General features: G+C 67.4%; 18 protein-coding genes. 3 read left to right on the top strand and 15 right to left on the bottom strand.

The window, feature by feature from the left end; translation table 11 throughout:
- Positions 1-3 precede the first annotated feature (3 nt).
- From IB268_RS09715 to IB268_RS09675, 9 genes are all read right to left on the bottom strand, one after another.
- Positions 4-504, bottom strand: coding sequence for a 3-isopropylmalate dehydratase (locus tag IB268_RS09715; protein WP_054456621.1), 501 nt, complete (start codon positions 502-504; stop codon positions 4-6).
- Positions 501-1,769, bottom strand: a complete 1,269-nt coding sequence (locus IB268_RS09710) for a 3-isopropylmalate dehydratase large subunit (protein WP_192354165.1) — start codon at positions 1,767-1,769, stop codon at positions 501-503. Before IB268_RS09710 ends, IB268_RS09715 begins: the two co-directional genes overlap by 4 nt.
- Before the next feature lie 2 nt (positions 1,770-1,771).
- Entirely contained in the window at positions 1,772-2,482 is a 711-nt protein-coding gene (locus IB268_RS09705) for an ABC transporter ATP-binding protein (protein WP_119449513.1), read from the bottom strand.
- Positions 2,479-3,234 carry an ABC transporter ATP-binding protein gene (locus IB268_RS09700; RefSeq protein ID WP_054456618.1) on the bottom strand — a complete coding sequence of 252 codons (756 nt, stop codon included), beginning with the start codon at positions 3,232-3,234 and terminating at the stop codon, positions 2,479-2,481. Before IB268_RS09700 ends, IB268_RS09705 begins: the two co-directional genes overlap by 4 nt.
- A complete protein-coding gene (locus IB268_RS09695) occupies positions 3,227-4,198 on the bottom strand; it encodes a branched-chain amino acid ABC transporter permease (RefSeq protein ID WP_192354164.1) in 972 nt (323 codons plus the stop codon). The genes IB268_RS09700 and IB268_RS09695 overlap by 8 nt, the downstream gene beginning before the upstream one ends.
- A 2-nt stretch (positions 4,199-4,200) precedes the next feature.
- Positions 4,201-5,073 (bottom strand): branched-chain amino acid ABC transporter permease, encoded by an 873-nt coding sequence (locus IB268_RS09690; protein WP_013393327.1) that lies wholly within the window; start codon positions 5,071-5,073, stop codon positions 4,201-4,203.
- A 2-nt stretch (positions 5,074-5,075) separates the two neighbouring features.
- Entirely contained in the window at positions 5,076-6,281 is a 1,206-nt protein-coding gene (locus IB268_RS09685) for an ABC transporter substrate-binding protein (RefSeq protein ID WP_119449510.1), read from the bottom strand.
- A 17-nt stretch (positions 6,282-6,298) separates the two neighbouring features.
- The gene (locus tag IB268_RS09680; RefSeq protein ID WP_054456615.1) at positions 6,299-7,096 is read right to left on the bottom strand and encodes a GntR family transcriptional regulator; all 798 of its coding nucleotides are present in this window, start codon (positions 7,094-7,096) and stop codon (positions 6,299-6,301) included.
- A 62-nt stretch (positions 7,097-7,158) separates the two neighbouring features.
- Positions 7,159-8,865: a sensor domain-containing diguanylate cyclase gene (locus tag IB268_RS09675; protein ID WP_054456614.1), complete on the bottom strand. Its 1,707-nt coding sequence runs from the start codon at positions 8,863-8,865 to the stop codon at positions 7,159-7,161.
- Positions 8,866-8,982: 117 nt separating this feature from the next.
- Here IB268_RS09675 and IB268_RS09670 point away from each other — a divergent pair, with 117 nt between their 5' ends.
- Both IB268_RS09670 and IB268_RS09665 read left to right on the top strand, forming a co-directional pair.
- Positions 8,983-9,612, top strand: coding sequence for a hypothetical protein (locus IB268_RS09670; RefSeq protein WP_175163263.1), 630 nt, complete (start codon positions 8,983-8,985; stop codon positions 9,610-9,612).
- The gene (locus IB268_RS09665; protein ID WP_192354163.1) at positions 9,605-10,711 is read left to right on the top strand and encodes a hypothetical protein; all 1,107 of its coding nucleotides are present in this window, start codon (positions 9,605-9,607) and stop codon (positions 10,709-10,711) included. The genes IB268_RS09670 and IB268_RS09665 overlap by 8 nt, the downstream gene beginning before the upstream one ends.
- 13 nt (positions 10,712-10,724) lie before the next feature.
- Here IB268_RS09665 and IB268_RS09660 read toward each other — a convergent pair whose 3' ends face one another.
- Complete coding sequence (locus IB268_RS09660) at positions 10,725-11,261, bottom strand: YaeQ family protein (RefSeq protein WP_192354162.1); 537 nt, start codon at positions 11,259-11,261, stop codon at positions 10,725-10,727.
- 151 nt (positions 11,262-11,412) lie between these two features.
- Between IB268_RS09660 and IB268_RS09655 the strand changes: the two genes are divergently transcribed.
- Positions 11,413-12,054: a LysE family translocator gene (locus tag IB268_RS09655; RefSeq protein ID WP_192354161.1), complete on the top strand. Its 642-nt coding sequence runs from the start codon at positions 11,413-11,415 to the stop codon at positions 12,052-12,054.
- A gap of 70 nt (positions 12,055-12,124) precedes the next feature.
- On the opposite strand, the gene IB268_RS09650 is transcribed toward IB268_RS09655, so the two are convergent.
- The 5 genes from IB268_RS09650 to ggt form a co-directional block, all read right to left on the bottom strand.
- Entirely contained in the window at positions 12,125-13,984 is a 1,860-nt protein-coding gene (locus IB268_RS09650; protein WP_119449505.1) for a dipeptide ABC transporter ATP-binding protein, read from the bottom strand.
- Positions 13,985-14,001: 17 nt separating this feature from the next.
- Entirely contained in the window at positions 14,002-14,880 is an 879-nt protein-coding gene (locus IB268_RS09645) for an ABC transporter permease (protein ID WP_054456608.1), read from the bottom strand.
- Complete coding sequence (locus tag IB268_RS09640) at positions 14,877-15,821, bottom strand: ABC transporter permease (protein ID WP_054456607.1); 945 nt, start codon at positions 15,819-15,821, stop codon at positions 14,877-14,879. The genes IB268_RS09645 and IB268_RS09640 overlap by 4 nt, the downstream gene beginning before the upstream one ends.
- A 126-nt stretch (positions 15,822-15,947) precedes the next feature.
- Complete coding sequence (locus tag IB268_RS09635) at positions 15,948-17,459, bottom strand: ABC transporter substrate-binding protein (protein WP_175182115.1); 1,512 nt, start codon at positions 17,457-17,459, stop codon at positions 15,948-15,950.
- A gap of 35 nt (positions 17,460-17,494) precedes the next feature.
- Complete coding sequence (gene ggt, locus IB268_RS09630) at positions 17,495-19,123, bottom strand: gamma-glutamyltransferase (protein ID WP_054456605.1); 1,629 nt, start codon at positions 19,121-19,123, stop codon at positions 17,495-17,497.
- Positions 19,124-19,131 lie beyond the last annotated feature (8 nt).

Here is a 19,131-nt window from a genome sequence, read left to right as displayed (position 1 = left end):
TTCCTAATGAGTCTTGCGCTGTTTCAGCAAATTCAGCAGTCCACCGGCCTGCACCATTTCCAGCAGGAAGGCGGGCACGGTGTCGCAATGCAGTTCCGCAGGTTCTCCCGCGGCGCGGCGGATGCGGCCGGCGGCGGGATCCAGGGCGATGCGCTCGCCCTCTTGCAGGGTTTCGGCCTGTGGGCAGGTCAACAGCAGCAGGCCCACGTTGAAGGCGTTGCGGAAATACAGGCCGTTGAAGGACGGCGCGACCACCGCGGCGATGCCCAGGCGCACCAGCGCCGCGGCAGCCTGTTCGCGCGACGAGCCGATGCCGAAGTTGGGACCGGCCACCAGCACGTCGCCCGGCCGCGCGCCGGCGGCGAACTCGGGCCGAACGCGCTGCAGGCAGTGGCGCGCGATCTCGTCGATGCCGAATTTCATATACGCGCCAGGCGCCAGCGCGTCGGTGTCGATATCTGCGCCCACGCGCCAGACGCGGTGCGTCACGGACTGCTCGGTCATGCCATGAACTCCCGCGGATCGGCGATGCGGCCGGCTATCGCCGATGCCGCCACCGTATAGGGTGAAGCCAGATAGACCTGGGCCGTCTCCGAGCCCATCCGCCCCTTGAAATTGCGCGCCGTGGTGGCGATGACGCTGGCGCCGTCGGGGATGGACCCGCCGTAGCCCGCGCAGGCGCCGCAGGATGTGGCCAGCACGTCCGCGCCGGCATCGCGCAGCGCCTGCATCACCCCTTCCGCCTCGGCCTGGCACTGGTCCTGCCGGCTGGCCGGCGCCACCATCAGGCGCATGCCGGCGGCCAGCCGGTGGCCGCGCAACACGCTGGCCGCGGCGCGCAGGTCCTCCAGCTTGGCGCCGGTGCAGGCGCCGATATAGGCCACTTGCAGCGGCACGTCGCCATACTGGTCCACGTCGCGCGCATTGGCCGGGCTGTGCGGCGCGGCGACCTGCGGCGCCAGCGCCGCGGCATCGAAATCGTGCCATTCGGCCTGCGCCCCTTCGTCGCTGCGCCAGCGCGCCAGATCGATCTCGTCCGTGACGCCTGCCTCGCGCAGGTAGGCAACGGTGGTGGCATCCGGCGCAATCAGGCCGACCTGCGAGCCCAGCTCCGCGCTCATGTTGGACAGGGTCATGCGTTCCTGCATCGACAAGGCGCGCACCGCTTCGCCGCAGAATTCCACCGCCTGGTAGCGGCCGCCGTTCATGCCGTAGCGGCCTATCATGTGCAGCATCATGTCCTTGGCGGTCACGCCCGGCGCCAGCCGGCCGCTCCAGCGCATCATCAGGGTTTGCGGCACCTTCACCCAGATCTGCCCGGTGACGGCCACGCCCAGCATCTCGGTGCTGCCGATGCCGAACATGTAGGCGCCGAATGCCCCGCCGGTAGGCGAATGCGAGTCCCCGCCCACGCAGAACATGCCGGGGCGGATATGCCCATGCTGCGGCACCACCACGTGGCAGATGCCGAGCGAGTCATAGACGTTGGGCAAGCGCTGTTCGGCCGCCCAATCGCGCGCGATGCGCACGATGCGGCGCGACTCGTCATCGGATTCGGGCACGTAGTGGTCTATGACCAGCACGATCCTGGATGGATCCCACAGCGTGGCGCCCAGTTCCTGCAACATAGGCTGCAGGCGGCGCGGACCGCTGGAATCATGGAACATGGCCAGGTCGACCGCACAGGTGACGATTTCGCCCTCGGCAACGGAAGCACGGCCGCAGGCCGCCGCGATCAGCTTCTGCGCCAGCGTTTGAGGCTCGGCCATGGCTACATCCCGAGATAGGCCCGGCGCACGTCGTCGCTGGCCATCAGTTCCGGACAGGCGCCGCTATAGCGCACCGCCCCGTTTTCCAGCACGTAGGCGCGCTGTCCCGTCTCCAGGGACTGCCCCACGTTCTGCTCCACCAGCAGGATCGCCAGTCCCTCGCCATGGAGACGCGCGATCAGGCCGAACAGCTCTTCGACCATCAGCGGCGACAGGCCCAGCGACGGCTCGTCCAGGATCAGAAGGCGCGGCTCGGCCATCAGGCCGCGGCCGATGGCCAGCATCTGCTGTTCACCGCCGGACATGGTGCCAGCCAGTTGCGCCAGGCGTTCGCGCAGGCGCGGGAAGATGTGCAGCACCTTCTCCAGATTGGCGGCGCGGCGCTCGCGCGCCCGGGTGAATGACCCGAGTTCAAGGTTTTCGCGGACGCTCAGGTTGGGGAACACGCGCCGGCCTTCCGGCACCTGGATCAGCCCGGCCTTGACCACGTCGCGGTAATGGCGGCCGGTCAGGTCCTGGCCCTCGAAGCGGACCGTGCCGCCCCAGGGCCGGCACAGACCGCAGACCGTGTTGTTCAGCGTGGACTTGCCCGCGCCGTTGCTGCCCAGCAGCACCACGATCTCGCCCTGGTCGACCCGCAGGTCGACGCCGCGCAGTACTTCCATGCGGCCGTAGCCGGCGCGCAATCCCTGGACTTCCAGCAGCGCGCTCATGCCGGCGCTCCCTGCGCGGCCAGCCTGGCCGCCGCGCCCTGGCCCAGATAGGCCTCGACCACCGCCGGATCGCGCGTGACCTCGCCCGGCGTGCCCGAGGCGATAAGGCGGCCCTGCGCCAGCACCCATACATGTTCGGCCAGGCTCATCACCGCGCGCATCACGTGTTCGATCATCAGCACGGTCACGCCGTCTTCGGCCAGCTTCTTCACCACCGGTATCATCTCGTCGATCTCGCTGGGGTTGAGCCCCGCCAACACTTCGTCCAGCAGCAGCAGGCGCGGCCGCGTGGCCAGCGCGCGCGCCAGCTCCAGGCGCTTGCGGCCGGCCACCGTCAGATCCGCCGCCGGCCGGTCCAGCAGGGCCGCCAGATTGACCCGCGCCGCAACCTCTTCGGCCGCTTGCAGCGCCTCGCGGCGATTGCCCAGGCGCAAGTGCGCGCCCACGGCGATGTTCTGGCGCACCGTCTGCGCGCCGAAGGGCTGCACGATCTGGAAGGTGCGGGTCAGCCCGAGCCGCGCCGATTCGTGCGGCGGACGGCCGGTGATGTCGGCGCCGGCGAAATGCACCGAGCCGGAACCGGGTTTGAGGAAACCTGACAGCAGGCCGAACAGCGTGGTCTTGCCCGCGCCGTTGGGACCGACCAGGGCCGTCAGCGAACCCTGGCGCACGTCCAGGCTCACATCCTGGACCGCCTTCAGGCCGCCGAAAGTGATGGAAAGATTGCGCGCTTGCAGCAGGATCTCAGACACGGGCGCGCTCCTTGGCACTGAACAGCCGGCCCAAAGCCTGGCCGCTGCCGGTGATGCCGCGGGGCAGGAACATCACGATCACGATGAGCACCGCCCCGTAGATGACCATGCTGATGCCCGGCAGTTCGCCAAACAGGTTGCGCGTCAGGTCGCTCAGCGCATGCAGCGTGACCGCTCCCAGCACCGGCCCCCACAAGGTGCCCAGGCCGCCGACGATGGCGCCGACCAGGGCCTCCACCGACACGGCCGAGCCGAAGGCGATGCCCGGATCGATGTACTGGAACACCTGCACGTAGAAGGCGCCCGCGGCGCTCATGAAGGCCGCAGACAGCGCGATGCCGCCGAGCTTGACCCGCAGCGGATTCACGCCGATGGCGCGCGCCGCGTCCTCGTTGTCGCGCACGGCTTGCAGGTAGGCGCCGAAGCGCGAATGGCGCAGCCATGCCGTGACCACCAGCGCCAGCAGCACGAAGCCCAGCAGCAGGTAGATGTAGCCGCGGCGCGAACCGAACTGCATGTTCGCCACGCCCTCCTGCAACGGCACCATCAGGCCCACGCCGCCCCCGGTGAACGACACCGACAACGCCAGGATGCGGAACACTTCCGCAAACGCCAGCGTCACCAGCGCGAAGTAAGAGCCCTTCAGGCCATAGCGGAACGTCAGCCCGCCCACCGCCAGCCCGACCAGCGCGCCCAGCGCGATGGCCATCGGCAGCGCCAGCCAGGGATTGATGCCCAGGTTCAGCTGCCCCAGCGCCTGGGCATAGGCGCCCACCCCGAAGAACAGCGCATGGCCGAACGACAGCTGGCCGCCATAGCCGCCCAGGATGTTCCAGGCCTGCGACAGCAGGGCCGCGTACAGCGACATCATGACGAACGTCAGCGCCACGCCCGATTCGGTCAGCGCGGCGGCGGCCGCCAGCGCCGCGCCGAACAGCGCGATAGTCAAAAGATCCTTGCCCATGCTCAGCCCCTCGCCCCGAACAGCCCCTGCGGGCGAAACAGCAGCACCGCGATGAAGATCGCGAATATGCCCATCTGGCCCAGCGAGTCGCCCAGGAATAGGCCCCCGATGGACTCCACCACCCCGATCAGCAGGCCGCCGACCAGCGCGCCCACGAAGCTGCCCATGCCGCCCAGCACCACGATGGTGAAGGCCACCAGCACGAAGCCGCCGCCGACCTGCGGATTGACGTAGTAGGCCGGCAGCAGGAAGCAGGCCGCCGCGCCCAGGCAGGCCATGCCGATGCCGAACGACAATGCATAGACCTTTTCCACGTCTATGCCCATGAGCTTGGCGCCCTGCTTTTCCTTGGCCACCGCGCGGATCGCCCGGCCCAGGTCGGTGCTGCGGATGATCCAGAACAGCACCGCCGCCACCGCCAGCGCGCCACAGAAGGCGATGACCTTGGGCAAGGCGATCATGGCCGGCCCGATCTCGACCGTAGACAGCGTGTAGGCCGTGTCGATGGTGCGCGTATCCGACTTGAACCACACCAGCGCCAGGTTCTCCAGCACGATGGCCAGGCCCAGCGTCACCAGCAGGATGTTCTCGTCCTTGCCGTGGCTGGCGCGGTTGATCACGTAACGCTGCAAGGCGTAGCCCAGCGCGAACATGCCCGCCACCACCAGCGGCAAGGCGGCGTACGGGTCGATGCCCAGGCGGTCCTTCAGCAGATACACCGCGTACAGCGCCACCATCAGCGCCGCGCCATGGGCGAAGTTGATGATGTGCAGCACGCCGTAGATCAAGGTCAGGCCCAAGGCGATCAGCGCGTACACCGCGCCCGTGGTCAGGCCGTTGAGCACCGACGAAAAGAGGATGGCGGGATCGAGCACGCTCAGGCCTTCAGCGGAAAGATGGCGTCGGCCTGGCGGTAGTCGGCCGGGATGACGACCTTGATGTCGCCGCCGATGACCTGCGTCAGCAGGGGCTGCGCGCCGGTGTTCTGGCCGTTCACGAACTTGGTCGGGCCGTAGGGCATGATGTGGTCCGAGAAGGTGCTGGAAGCCAGCGCGTCGATGATGGCGGCGCGGTCGGCCGACTTGGCGCGTTCCAGCGCGTCGGCCAGCAGCAGCACCGAGGTGTAGGTCATGAAGACCTCGTAGCTGAAGTAGGCGCCCTTCTCTTCGACGCGCGCCTTCAACGGGGCCACGCGCGCATCCTTGGGGTTGAACCAGTGGTTGCAGTCGAGGATGCCATTGGCGATGTCGGGGAATTCCTTCAGGAACTTGTAGCTGGAGGCCGCGCCGCCCAGCACCGAGTAGATCGCCTTGGGCTGCACCTTCTGCTGCTTCATGGCGCGCAGCAGCAAGGCATATTCGTTGTAGTAGTTGGCCGGGATCACGATGTCCGGATTGAGGGACTTCATGCGCAGCACGATGTTGTTGAAGTCGCGGGTGGGGTTCGGGTGCTTGACCACGTCCTTGACCTCGAAGCCATGCTGCGGCAGCGCCTTGGACAGCAGCGCCGCGGTGCCGGTGCCGAACAGCGAATCCTCGTGCACGATCATCACGGTCTTGGCGGGCTTGCCTGCCGCGTCGTTGAGCGCGGCCAGGTCGGTGATGGCGCGTTCGCTACAGGCGCGATAGCCCGGGCCGAAACGGAAAGTGTTCTTCAGGCCGCGCTCGACGATCTGGTCGGCCACGCCCACGTCCACCACGTGCGGCAGGTTGTACTTGGCGGCGGTCTGCGTGGTGGCCAGGCAGATCGCCGACGCATAGGCCCCGACAATGGCCGACACGCCCGCCTCGTTCATTTTCTCGACCTCGGCCGACCCCGCCTCGGGGCGCGACTGCGCGTCGCCCAGCATGGCTTCCAGCGGCGCGCCGCCCAGCGACTTGATGCCGCCGGCCTTGTTGATGTCCTCGATCGCCAGCAGCGCGCCCAGGCGGCATTGCTGGCCCGAATAGGCCAGCGCCCCCGTCACCGGATGCAGGATGCCGACCTTGACGGGTTTGGCGCCCTGGGCGCGTACCACCCATGGCGCCGACACCAGGGCAGCTGCGGCGGCGGATTGATAGAGGAAAGTGCGGCGCGAGTTCATGGGCGATCTCCGAGAGTTCAATGGAATTGGGCGGACAGCTCTTCGCTGACCCATACCTTGGCGTCGATGCTGCCGACGCGTGACAGCTGCAACTGGTACTGATAGCGATCGGGGCGATACAGGCCTTGCAGCAGCTGCACGGGCCGCTCGTTCACGTCGCGCACGATGCGCGTCACGGCCAGCAGCGCGGAGCCCACGGCCACGTCCAGATGGCGCGCCACCTGCGCATCGGCCAGCCGCGCCGAAATGGTCTGGGTAGCGCCGCCGAACTCCACGCCGGCCGCTTCCAGCAACATCAGCAGGGGCTCGCGCTCCAGGTCTTCGCGCGTGAAATCGGCCACGGCCTGCGGCACGTAGGTCGTGATGTGGGACAGCGGCCCGGCTTCGGTGCTGCGCACCCGCAGGCTCTTGTGCACGGGCGCGCCGGGCGCGAGGTCCAACGCTTCGGCCACCACGGGCGGCGCCGACACCAGGGCGCTGTCCAGCACCTGCACCGAGGTGCGCAGGCCCATGTTGACGATGTTTTCCAGCAGGCCGGTCAGATGGGCCTTCTGCGGCGGATTGGCCTTGGGCGCGCTGGCCGGAGTCGCCGGCGCGCGCAGCGGCCAGGTGCCCAGGCCGGGCCGGCGCGACACCAGCCCGTCGGCCACCAGCATCTCCATGGCCTTGCGGATGGTGATGCGGGCCACGTCGAACTGGTCGGCCAGCGCGTGCTCGCCTGGCACGCCGTCCTGATCGAAGCGCCCTTCCTGCACCTGTTCGCGCAGGACGAGGTAGATCTGGTGGTACTTCGGCAGAGGTAATGAGGTTCCCATGACGGGAACTCTAGGAGTGTCCTAATGTACCGTCAATGGAACAAATGGCTTTGAGGGTTGTTCTATCGGGAAAACACTGAGGGCGCGGATTCGATCCGGTTACGCCCGCGCTGCTTGGCGTAATACAGGGCGCGGTCGCTGCGGCTGAGCGCCAGTTCGGCGTCCGCGTCCATGGTGTGCATGGTCGAGATGCCGATGCTGACCGTCAGCGGAATATGACGGTCGTCGCCCAGCGAAAACGGCGCCGCCGCGATGCGCTGCTGCACCCGCGTGGCGAAGGCGTGCGCGCGCTCGATGTCGGTATCCGGCAGCACCACGGCGAATTCCTCGCCGCCGATGCGCCCCACCAGGTCGACCGCCCGCAGCTGGGCCCGCAGCGTGTTGGCGAAGTGCTGCAGCACGCCGTCGCCAATGGCGTGACCCCAGGTGTCGTTGATGCGCTTGAAATGGTCCAGGTCACACATCAGCACGGCGGCGCAATCGCTGCCCTGGCGCTTGATCCGGGCCAGTTCCGCGGCGATGCGCGACATGAAGTGGCGGCGGTTCGGCAGCGTGGTCAGGGCGTCGGTGGCGGCGAGTTCACGCAGTTCGAAATCAGCGCGCTTGCGGTCGGTGATGTCGGTCACGAAGCCGTGCCAGACCACGGTGCCGTCGGCCGCCTTGCGCGGACTGGCGTCGCCCTGCCGCCAGCGCAGGCCCTGCTGCGGCAGGCACACCCGGAACTCCAGGTGCCAGGGCGTCTGCGCCGCGGCCGCGGCCTGCAGCGAGGCGTGGTAGGTCGCCAGGTCCTCGGGATGGACGCGCTGCTCGATCGCCGCGGGGCTGGTGCGCACCTCGTAAGGCGTGAGTTCGAACATGTCCCAGATGCCCGCGCTGACGTACAGGAAGCGCGACCCGCCTCCGGGCCGCTGGCCGCACTGGAATACCATGCCCGGCACGGCGTCGGTCAGGTTGACCAGCAGGTCCGCCGTGCGCCGCAGGCGCTCCGACATCGCGCGCATGGCGCTGATGTCAGTGGTGGTGCCCATCATGCGCAAGGCCCGCCCCTGCGCGTCGCGGCTGACGACCTTGCCGCGGCTGCAGATCCACTTGTAGCTGCCGTCCTTGCAGAGGATGCGGTGCTCGACCTCGTAGCTCTCGGTCTTGCCCTCGAAATGCGCCTGCATGGCGGCGCGCACATAGTCGGCATCGTCTGGGTGCAGGCGCTTGTAGGAGTCTTCGATGCGGTTGGTGACTTCGGATTCGGCGTAGCCCAGCAGGGCCTTCCAGCCCGGCGAATAGGTGATTTCGCCGGTTACGACGTTGCGATCCCAGATCCCCGTGCCACTGCCTGCGATGGCCATGGAGAGGTTGCGCGCCTCGGTGCGCCAGCCGTCTTCCGCCGCCCGCTCCGCCGCCAGGGCCTCGCGCTTCTCGACGGCCGCGACGGCCAGCTCGGCGAAATCGTGCAAGGCATCCAGGTCTTCGTCGCCGAAATCCCGCGGCTGGGCATGCAGCAGCCGGAACGTGCCCAGCCGGCGGCCATCGCTGGCGCGCAGCGGGCAATCCACGGAGAAAGGGAGCGTACCGGCCGCGGTTGCGGGCAAGGCGCCCGCCTGGGCCTGCCAGACGCCATCGGCGTCGCTGCAGGCGACCAGCGCCATGTCCACGCCGAACTGCCGCCTGGCCAAGCGGACGAGCCGGTCCAGGGGGCCGTCGAGGCCGGCTTGCACATTTTCCGCGCCGCCGGCCGGCGCGCTTGCAGGAGGAACGTCACCTGTTGCTGGCATGTCTGGACCTGACTCAACACGAGATTCATAAACATGGCCATGCCGGTGGCCATGTCTGACATTTTGTCACGCTCTGCACCAAAATAGCATCATTTTGAACGATATGATCACCGGCCTATGGAACACCCTACCCGCGTGCTGCAACGCGCCTGGCTACTGCTGCTGGCCTTGCTGATCACCCTTCACGGCGGCCTGGCCCACGCCCAGGCGTTCGACCGCCAGGCGGAGAACGCCCGTTACCGGCAATGGCTGGAAGACTTCCGCGCCGACCTGCAGCGTCTGCGGCAATCGCCCGATCCGGCCAAGGCCGACATCGACAGCCTGTTCGCGAAGACCATCGTGCCGGGTTCCCGCGGCACCCAGCTGGTCAGGACGCTGGCGCAGGCGCCGGGCGACTCCACCAGCGGCGAGATCCACTACGCAGGCTTGCAACGTGTCTTCCTGGCCGCCCTGGCCGACGCCGTGGTGGCGGGCGACGGCGGAGACTACCCGGAAACGCAGGCCAAGTATCAGAAACAAGTATTGCGCGTGCGTTACATGCACGTGGATGGCGGCGGCCGTCTGGAATCCTTTTTCAACGACCCCGAGCACTTCAAACCCTACCGCCTGCCCGCGCCCGGCACCCTGGAGCGCGACGCCTACCCCTTCCTGCTGTTCGAGGAACATGACGGCAAGCTGCGGCTGGGCGGCGTGTCCAAGGAATTCTGGGAGCTGGTGAGGTTCATGGATACGCTGCAATATGCCTAGGCGACTGGTCCTGCTGCTGGCGGCCATCGCGCACGCCGGCCCGGCCCTCGCGGCCTGCGGCCCGGCCGCCGTCGATTTCACCGCGCCCGTGCCGCTGAAGGCGGTTCCCGTCTCGGTCGGCCTGGGCGGCGACCGTGTCCTGCTGGGCCGACAGGGCGAACGCATTGCCGCCCGCAACCAACCGGTATGGGTCGACGAAACCGGCGATCCACTGCCCCGGACCTGGATGGACAAGGTCGACTGGTCCGCTTACCGGCTGGACAACGTGTCTCGGGCGCCCGCCAGACTGTATTTCGACGGCGATGGCCGGCTGTGCCGCGCGGAATCCTATGAACTTCCCCGGCGCGGCGACGGCCCACCCTTTCTGTCGGGCGGTTACACCCTGGAGTACGACGGCGCCGGCGCCCTGACGCGGGTGGTCGAGTACGAACAGACCGCGGTCCGCCGGCCCGCCACCTACGAGGCAAGCGGCCAGGCCTGCCTGAAACGCGATGCCCGGGGCGCGCTGACCGCCTTCACCAATGAGGCTTGCGAAGACAAGCAACGGCCGGCCGCCGGCCGGTTCTACGCGCGCGACGCCGCGGGCCGCCTGCTGCGCGCCATCGATATCGCCGCGCAAGGCGGCGCGTTCCAGGTCCAGACCTATGATGCCCAGGGCAAGCCGGACCAACGTTATGTGCGCCGCCATTCCCCCGGGGATGGCGCCAGATCCTACGCCCATGTCGCGCACGCCTCCCCTGACTCCCGCCCTTATCCGGTGCACCGGGAAGAGTTGAACCAGCTGTCCACCGAGGTGCCGGGCAATGACTGGCGCATCGTCAGCATCGCCGACGACGTGCCGCTGGACGACACGGACATGCAGTCCTGGAATCCGGACACGCAGACCATCCTGGCCCAGGGCGTGACCGATGCGCAAGGCCGCGCGCTGCTTGCGGCGGACGCGCAGGCGCGCGTCTGGCAGGCCATGCGCGACAAGCCTGGCAGGATCTTCTGGTACTCGGACTTGATGAGCCGGGTGCTGCTGCTGCCTGCGATGGACGAGGCCCGCTGGCGCGCCTGCGCCGATCCCGCGAACCAGGCCGCCGACGCCTGCGACTGAGGCGGCCGGGAGCCTAGCGCCAGGCTTCCGGTTCGACGCTGACCTCGCCCTTGTCGGCCGAAAAATACACCACGCCGTCCGAAATATTGGCATTCAGGCGCATGGTGCGCTCGGCCAGCTGGGCCAGCGCACGGGTCTGTTCCAAGGGCAGGTTCACGATCTTGAGGTTGCGCGTGCGTTCCAGCTTGTTCTTCACGCCGTCCCACCAGATCTTGCTGGCGGAACCTCCGTAGCAATAGACGATGACTTCGTCGGCGCGGCCACAGGCGCGCAGGATGCGGCGTTCTTCGGGCTGACCGACTTCGATCCAGAGCTTGACCGCGCCGGTCAGGTCCTTGACCCACAGGTCGGGTTCGTCGGTGTCGCTCAGGCCTTTGGTGAAGGCCAGCTCTTCCTGAGCGTGCAGGGCGTAGGCGACCAGCCGCACCATCATGCGCTCGTCGGTTTCCGAGGGATGGCGGGCGACCGTCAGCGCGTGGCTGCCGTAGTAGTGGCGGTCGGTGTCGGCGACGTTGAGCTCGGCCTTGTAGATGGTGGCGCGCAGGGCCATGGCGTAAATCCGGTGAATGTAGCGAATTGCTGAAGGCCGCCATGATAACGCCTGCGGCGCTGCGGCACGTCCACAGACGGCTGCAGGCGCCGGCCCGGCGGCGCTACACTGAGCGGCTCCGCTTCGCCGCGCCCGCCACCGGATCCCGCCCATGACCGCCACCGCAGCCCTGCTCGCCTTTACCCTGGCCGCCGCCATCCTGACTGTCACGCCCGGCATGGATACCGCCCTGGTGCTGCGCACCGCCGCCGTCGAGGGGGGCCGCCGCGCGCTCATGGCTGGCCTGGGTATCGCCGCCGGATGCCTGGCCTGGGGCGTGGTGGCGGCATTCGGCCTGGGATCGCTGCTGCTGGTATCGACCCTGGCCTACGACACGCTGCGCATCTGCGCGGCGCTGTATCTGTTTTATCTGGGCGTGAAACTGCTGTGGGGCGCCCGGCCAGGCAAGCAGGCCGCACCCGATTCCGCGCCGCCCGCCCCCGCCGCGGCAGCCAGCGCTGGCGGCTGGTTCATGCGCGGCTGCCTGACCAATGCCCTCAATCCCAAGATCGGGATCTTCTACATCACCTTCCTGCCGCAGTTCATTCCCGCGGGCGCGGACGTGCTGCGCTTCAGCCTGCTGCTGGCAAGCATCCACGCGATGCTGGGGATACTGTGGTTTGGCGTGCTGGTGGCAGCGACGCGCCCGCTGGCGCGCTGGCTGTCGCGGCCGGCCGTGATGCGCGGCCTGGACCGCATGACGGGCGCGGTCTTCATCGCCTTCGGGCTGAAGCTGGCGCTGGAAAAGCGCTAGTTTCGGCCCCCCCCGCGCGCAGCGGGGGGGATGCAAGCGGCCACCGGCTGCCAGCGGGCGGCCACCTGCCTCAATAGACCCCGATCGAATGGCGGGCCACGAAATGGCCCTCGCCCACGGCGACCAGCGGCTCGACCAGCGGATCGTCGCCCAGCTTGCGCATCGGGCTGGGGATCTCGTCGACCAGCAGCGAGCGCTCGCGGTGGCGGCGCTGCGGGTCGGCGATGGGCACCGCCGCCATCAACTTCTTGGTGTAGGGATGCTGCGGGTTCTCGAAGATGGCCCGGCGCGGGCCGATCTCGACGATCTGGCCCAGGTACATCACCGCCACCCGGTGGCTGACGCGCTCGACCACGGCCATGTCGTGCGAGATGAACAGGAACGACACGCCCAGCTCGCGCTGCAGGTCCAGCAACAAGTTGACGATCTGCGCCTGGATCGACACGTCCAGCGCCGACACCGATTCGTCGGCGATCACCACCTTGGGGTTCAACGCCAGCGCGCGCGCGATGCAGATGCGCTGGCGTTGGCCCCCCGAGAACTCGTGCGGATAGCGGTCGATCATTTCCGGCAGCAGGCCGCACTTGTCCATCAGCCAGCGCACCCGGTCCTGGGCCGCCTTGCCGCGCGCCACGCCGTGGATCAGCAGCGGTTCCATGATGGAATAGCCCACCGTCATGCGCGGATCCAGCGAGGCGAACGGATCCTGGAAGATGAACTGGATGTGCTGACGCAGGGTCTGCATGGCGCTGCCGCGCAGCGCGCCGATGTTCTTGCCGTCGAATTCGATGCTGCCGGCCTTGCTTTTGACCAGCTGCAGCAGCGAACGGCCGGTGGTGGTCTTGCCGCAGCCGGACTCGCCAACCAGCGACAGCGTCTCGCCCGGATACAGGTCGAAGCTGACCTTCTCCACGGCGTGCACGCGCTTTTGCACCCGGCCCAGGATGCCGCCGGTGATATCGAAGCTGGTGGTCAGGTCGCGCACCTTCAGCACCGGGCCGTTCTCGCGGCGCACGGTGGACGCAGCCGCGACGGGCGCGGCGGCGGCTTGCGGTCGCGCCGTGGGGTCGTCCACGCGCAGCAGCGGGAACGGCGCGGGTTCGTCCGTGCCCTGCATGGCGCCCAGCCGCGGCACCGCCGACAGCAGCGCGCGCGTATAGGCGTGCTGCGGGCGGGCGAAGACCTCGTCCGAGCTGCCCTCTTCGACCTTGTCGCCGCGGTACATGACCAGCACGCGGTCGGCGACTTCCGCCACCACGCCCATGTCGTGCGTGATGAAGATCACGCCCATGTCCATTTCTTCCTGCAACTGGCGGATCAGCTGCAGGATCTGGGCCTGGATGGTCACGTCCAGGGCCGTGGTCGGTTCGTCGGCGATCAGCAACTGGGGCTTGCACGACAGGGCCATGGCGATCATGACGCGCTGGCGCATGCCGCCCGACAACTGGTGCGGATAGCGGTCCAGGATGGCGCGGGCTTCGGGGATGCGCACCCGCTCCAGCATGCGCAGCGTTTCGGCGCGGGCCGCGGCGGCGTCCAGTCCCTGGTGCAGCTGCAGGGCTTCGGCAATCTGGTTGCCGGCCGTGAAACTGGGGTTCAGGGACGTCATGGGCTCCTGGAAGATCATCGCCACGTCCGCGCCGCGCACGCGCTGCAGCGTGCTGTCGGGCGCGTTGAGCAGATCCAGCACTTCGCCGCTGCGCCGGCGCAGCAACATGCCGCCATTGACGATCCGGCCGCCGCCATACTCGACCAGGCGCATCAGCGCCAGCGAGGTCACCGACTTGCCCGAGCCGGATTCGCCCACGATTGCCAGGGTTTCGCCGCGGTCGACGTGGAAGGAGACTTTGCGCACCGCTTCGACGGTGCGCTCGGGGGTCTTGAAGCGCACGGTCAGGTCGTTGACCTGGACGACGCGCTTGGGGTCCATTGTTGTTGCCATGGTAATTACTTTTCCTGACGCGGATCGAGCGCGTCGCGCAGGCCGTCGCCCAGCAGATTGAAGCCCAGCACCACCAGGAAAATGGCCGATCCGGGGAAGATGGACATCCAGGGCGCCTGGGTCATGAAGTTCTTGGCGGTGTTCAGCATCGAGCCCCAGGACGGGTTCGGCGGCTGCAAGCCCAGGCCCAGGAACGACAGGCTGGCCTCGGCGATGATGGCCGTGGCGATGGTGATGGTGGCCTGCACGATCAGCGGCGGCATCACGTTGGGGAACACGTGCCGGCCGATGATGCGCAGGTCGGACGCGCCCAGGGCGCGCGCGCTCTGCACGTAATCCTCGTTCTTGACTGCGAGCACCTGTCCGCGCGTGAGGCGGATGAACTTGGGCGCGGCCGAGACGCCGATTGCGATCATGGCGTTGGTCAGGCTGGGGCCGAGAAAGGCGGCCAGCGCGATGGCCAGGATCAGGAAGGGAATGGCCAGCAGCGCCTCGGTGGCGCGGGAAATGATGCTGTCGGTCCAGCCGCCGAAATAGCCGGCGGCAAGACCGAAGGGCACGCCCACCGCCAGCGCGATCAGGACCGACACCAGGCCCGCCATCAGCGAGGCGCGGGCGCCATAGACCATGCGGCTGAAGATGTCGCGGCCCAATTCATCCGTGCCCAGCCAGTAGGACGCCGAAGGCGCCTTGCGGATGGTGGTGAAGCTGGTCTGGAAGGGATCGTGGCTGGCGATCAGCGGCGCCAAGATGGCGATCACGACAAAGAACAGCACGATCCCCAGGCCCAGCATGGCGATGTGGTTGCGCTTGAATTTGCCCCAGGCGCGGTTGCGGCTGCGGGGCGGCGTGACGGCTGCGGCCGTTGCAGGAATTGCGCTCATGAGTGCCTCAGGCGGGGATTGACCAGGATGTACAGGATGTCGGCCAGCAGGTTCATGATGATGAAACCCACCGCCACGCAGAGCACCACGCCCTGCACCACCGCGTAGTCGCGCGTGAAGACCGCGTCGACCACCAGCTTGCCGAAGCCCGGGATCGTGAAGACCTGCTCGGTCAGCACGGCGCCCGCCAACAGTTCCCCGAACAGCAGCGTCACCAGCGTGACAATAGGCATCAGCGCATTGCGCAAGGCATGGCGCAGCACCACGCTGCGCGGAGATACGCCCTTGGCGCGGGCCGTACGCACATAATCGGCCGACAAGGCTTCCAGCATGGCCGAACGGGTATGGCGCATCAGATACGCGGCGATGGCCGTGGACAGCACCAGGGACGGCATCAGCATGGTCTTGATCGACAGCCAGAAGTCCTCGGACGGCGACACATAGCCCGAGGCCGGCAGCAGCTTCCATTGCACCGACACCACCATGATGAGAATGATGCCAAGCCAGAAATTGGGTATGGACATGCCGGACAGCGCGGCGATGTTGGCGCCCATTTCGATGGGCTTGCCCTTGCGCACCGCGGCGACGATCCCCATGGGGATGCCTATCAGCAGCGCGAAGAACATGGCCATGGCGGCCAATTGCAGCGTGACCGGCAGCTTCTGGCCGATCAGCGTGGTGACGGGGACGTCAGTGCGCAGCGACTTGCCCAGGTCGCCTTGCACGACCTGCGCGGCCCAGGCGGCGTACTGCACGGGCAGCGGATCGTTGAGGCGGTACTTGTCCCGCAGGTAGTCCAGGACGGCGGGATCGCGCTCTTCGCCGGCCAGTGTCAGCACCGGGTCGCCGGGCAGGATTTTCTGCAGCATGAAGACGATCATCGACACCAGTATCAGTGTCGGTATCGCGACGAGCACGCGGCGCAAGATGAGTTTAAGCATATGAGAAACCGTAAGACAGGAACGGCGGACGGGACGCGCAGGATAAACCGCGCCCTGCCGCCGCAAACGACAACCGGACGCGCAAGGCGCGTCCGGCTGGCGCGGCGCTTGACTGCCGCGCCGCGATCACTTCTGCGCGTAGGTCACGCCTTTCAGGCGGATCATGCCGTCAGGATAAGGCGTGAAGCCCTTGACCTTCTTGGCCATGGCGAAGGGCCAGGGCTGGTAGTAGTTATACACCCCGGGCAATTCGTCCTGGATGATGGTCTGGGCCTGGTCGTAGATAGCGCGGCGCTTGGCCTCGTCGGGCACGGTGCGGGCCTCGTTCAGCAGCTTGTCCACTTCCGGGTTGCAGTAGTGGCCATCGTTCAGCGCGCCCTTGCAGGTGACGAAGGCGTGGATGTTGCCGTCCGGATCGACCCGGCCCGACCAGCCCAGCATCACGACCTGGAAGTTGCCGCCGGCCGATTCCTTTTGCAGTGCGGCGTACTCGGTCGGGCGCAGCGACAGGTCGAAGCCCGCCTCGGACGCCATGGCCTGCACGATCTCGGCGATCGAGGACGTGGTGGTGTTGTTGCCGAACATGACCTCGGCCTTCACGCGGTCAAAGCCCGCCTGCTTGAGCAGCGCCTTGGCCTTGGCGACGTCGCGCTTGGTCGGCGGGAACTTGTCGCTGTGGTAGGGGCTGGCGGGCGGGAACGGCTGCTGCGCCGGATCGAAGATGCCGCCGCCGGCCACTTCGCTGATGGCGTTGCGGTCGATGGCGTACTGGAACGCCTGGCGCACCAGCTTGTTCTTGAACGGATTGTCCTCGGCGCGCTTGCCGTTGGCGACGTTGAACATGAACTGCTGGAAGCCCAGGCCGGCCACCGGCGCGAAGGTCAGGCTGGCGTCGCTCTTGACCTGCGGCACGTCGGAGGGATTCAGGCGCTCCAGCATGTCCAGGTCGCCCGCGCGCAGGTTGGACAGGCGCACGGTGGTGTCCGGGATCGGCAGGAAGGTCACGCGCTTGAAGGCGAAATCCTTGGCGTCGTAGTACTGGTCGAATTTCTCCAGCACGATGCGGTCGTTCTGGATGCGTTCGACGAACTTGTAGGGACCGGAACACACGGGCTTGCGGCCCACGGCGGCCACGTCGTCGCTGAAGGTCTTGGGCGACAGCATCATGCCGGCGCGGTCGGACAGCTGCGCCAGCAGGGTGGCGTCGGGCTTTTTCAGCGTCAGCACGAGCGTCGTGGCATCAGGCGCGTCGACCTTTTCGACCGAGGCCAGTTCGCCCTTGCGCAGGCTGTCCGGCAGGGACATGGCGCGTTCCAGGTTGGCCTTGGCCGCGGCGGCATCGAACTTGGAGCCGTCATGGAACAGCGCGTCCTCGCGCAGCTTGAAGGTCAGCACCTTGTTGTCGGGGCTGAACGACCACGAGGTGGCCAGTTGCGGCACGAAGTGCAGCTTGGGATCGATGTCGATCAGCTTGTCGCACAGCGAGGTGAAGACGATGCGGCCCACGTACGTGCGCGCCCGGTGCGGGTCCAGCACGTCCGGATCTTCCTGCAGGCCGATCCGGATGTTCTGGGCGGAAGCCGCGCCCGCGGCCAGCGCCAGCAGGCTGGCGCCGAAGGTCAAGGTCAAGCGTTTCATTATTTAGATTCCCCTTGTGGCTGCGCTATTGCGTATTAGAAGCCGACCGCCTGACCGTCGCGCCGGCTGTCGCTGGCGGCGACGTAGCCAAGCTCGTTGTCGTTTTCGGACATGCGCCAGATGAACTGGCCCGCGCCGAAATCCATGTACGGATCGTCGACCGACTTCAAAGCATGCCCGAGGTCTTTCAGGCCCGCAATGGTGGAAGCCTTCATATTGGTCTCGATGTCCAGCGTGAAATCGCGGTTGACCTTCCAGCGCGGCGCGCAGCAGGCGGCCTGCGGATTCTGGTGATAGTCCAGCATGCGCACCACGGTCTGCATGTGGCCTTGCGGCTGCATGTCGCCGCCCATCACGCCAAAGCTCATGACCGGCTTGCCGCCGCGGGTCAGGAAGCCCGGGATGATGGTGTGGAACGGACGCTTGCCGCCTTCGACCACGTTGGCCGACTTCGGATCCATCGAGAAGCCCACGCCGCGGTTCTGCATGCTGATGCCGGTGCCCGGCACCACCACGCCCGAGCCAAAGCCCATGTAGTTGGACTGGATGAACGAGATCATCATGCCGTTTTCATCGGCAGCGGTCAGGTAGATGGTGCCGCCGGCGTGCGGACGGCCCGCCTCGAAATGGGTGGCGCGGTCCAGGCGGATGAGCTTGGCGCGGCTGTCCAGGTAGGCGTCGGACAGCATCTGTTCCGGCGTCACCTGCATGGAACGCGGGTCCGCCACGTACTTGTACAGGTCCGCGAAAGCCAGCTTCATGGCTTCGATCTGGATGTGCTGCGACTGTACCGAGTCCACCGGAATGTCGGCCATGTCGAAGCGCTCGACGATGCCCAGCGCGATCAGCGCGGCGATGCCCTGCCCGTTCGGCGGGATCTCGTGCAGCTCGTAGCCGCGGTAGGACTTGGAAATGGGCTTGACCCATTCCGGGCGGTAGTTGCGCAGGTCTTCCAGGGTCATGGCGCCGCCGCATTCCTGGCTGAAGGCGGCGATGCGCTCGGCCAGTTCGCCTTCGTAGAAGTCGCGGCCCTTGGAAGCGGCGATGCGGCGCAGCGTGTTGGCGGCGTCCGGGAAGCGGAAGTGTTCGCCGACCTTGGGCGCGCGGCCCTCGGGCAGGAAGGCCTGGGCATAGCCCGGTTGCGATTTGAGCTCTTCGGCGGCTGCGGCCCACTTGTGCGCCACCACCGGCGGCACGGCGTAGCCGCGCTCGGCGATCTCGATGGCGGGTTCGAACAATTGCTCGAACGGCAGCTTGCCCAGTTTTTCATGCAGCGCGGCCCAGCCGGCCACCACGCCCGGCACCGTCACGGCGTCCCAGCCGCGCTTGGGCTGGATCGCCAGGCCGTCGGCGCCCACGCCGTGCTTGCGCTTGAAGTATTCGGTGCTCCAGGCCGCTGGGGCCACGCCCGAGGAGTTCAGGCCGTGCAATTCCTTGCCGTCCCAGACGATGGCGAAACAGTCGCCGCCCAGGCCGCAGGACACGGGTTCGACCAGGACGATGGTGGCGGCCGCAGCGATGGCGGCGTCCACGGCATTGCCGCCCTTGAGCAGCATGCGCAACCCTGCCTGCGCCGCCAGCGGATGCGACGTGGACACCACGTTGCGGGCGAACAGCGGAATGCGGACGGAAGGATACGGGTTGCCCCAGTCGAAGGATTTCATGTGGCTAG

The sequence above is a fragment of the Achromobacter sp. ACM01 genome, from assembly GCF_014851745.1.
In the GTDB taxonomy this organism is placed as follows: Bacteria; Pseudomonadota; Gammaproteobacteria; order Burkholderiales; family Burkholderiaceae_B; genus Achromobacter; species Achromobacter aegrifaciens.
The sequence above is the reverse complement of the archived record's forward strand: the minus strand, read 5'-3'. Positions and strand labels throughout refer to the sequence as shown.

Excerpts from the sequence above, each read along its gene's own strand:
- IB268_RS09645 (WP_054456608.1), bottom strand. The coding sequence starts at position 14,880 with ATGAGCGCAATTCCTGCAACGGCCGCAGCCGTCACGCCGCCCCGCAGC.
- IB268_RS09675 (WP_054456614.1), bottom strand. The coding sequence starts at position 8,865 with ATGCCAGCAACAGGTGACGTTCCTCCTGCAAGCGCGCCGGCCGGCGGC.
- IB268_RS09650 (WP_119449505.1), bottom strand. The coding sequence starts at position 13,984 with ATGGACCCCAAGCGCGTCGTCCAGGTCAACGACCTGACCGTGCGCTTC.
- IB268_RS09665 (WP_192354163.1), top strand. The coding sequence starts at position 9,605 with ATGCCTAGGCGACTGGTCCTGCTGCTGGCGGCCATCGCGCACGCCGGC.
- ggt (WP_054456605.1), bottom strand. The coding sequence starts at position 19,123 with ATGAAATCCTTCGACTGGGGCAACCCGTATCCTTCCGTCCGCATTCCG.
- IB268_RS09670 (WP_175163263.1), top strand. The coding sequence starts at position 8,983 with ATGGAACACCCTACCCGCGTGCTGCAACGCGCCTGGCTACTGCTGCTG.
- IB268_RS09680 (WP_054456615.1), bottom strand. The coding sequence starts at position 7,096 with ATGGGAACCTCATTACCTCTGCCGAAGTACCACCAGATCTACCTCGTC.
- IB268_RS09640 (WP_054456607.1), bottom strand. The coding sequence starts at position 15,821 with ATGCTTAAACTCATCTTGCGCCGCGTGCTCGTCGCGATACCGACACTG.
- IB268_RS09715 (WP_054456621.1), bottom strand. The coding sequence starts at position 504 with ATGACCGAGCAGTCCGTGACGCACCGCGTCTGGCGCGTGGGCGCAGAT.
- IB268_RS09660 (WP_192354162.1), bottom strand. The coding sequence starts at position 11,261 with ATGGCCCTGCGCGCCACCATCTACAAGGCCGAGCTCAACGTCGCCGAC.
- IB268_RS09695 (WP_192354164.1), bottom strand. The coding sequence starts at position 4,198 with ATGGGCAAGGATCTTTTGACTATCGCGCTGTTCGGCGCGGCGCTGGCG.
- IB268_RS09635 (WP_175182115.1), bottom strand. The coding sequence starts at position 17,459 with ATGAAACGCTTGACCTTGACCTTCGGCGCCAGCCTGCTGGCGCTGGCC.
- IB268_RS09705 (WP_119449513.1), bottom strand. The coding sequence starts at position 2,482 with ATGAGCGCGCTGCTGGAAGTCCAGGGATTGCGCGCCGGCTACGGCCGC.
- IB268_RS09685 (WP_119449510.1), bottom strand. The coding sequence starts at position 6,281 with ATGAACTCGCGCCGCACTTTCCTCTATCAATCCGCCGCCGCAGCTGCC.
- IB268_RS09710 (WP_192354165.1), bottom strand. The coding sequence starts at position 1,769 with ATGGCCGAGCCTCAAACGCTGGCGCAGAAGCTGATCGCGGCGGCCTGC.
- IB268_RS09655 (WP_192354161.1), top strand. The coding sequence starts at position 11,413 with ATGACCGCCACCGCAGCCCTGCTCGCCTTTACCCTGGCCGCCGCCATC.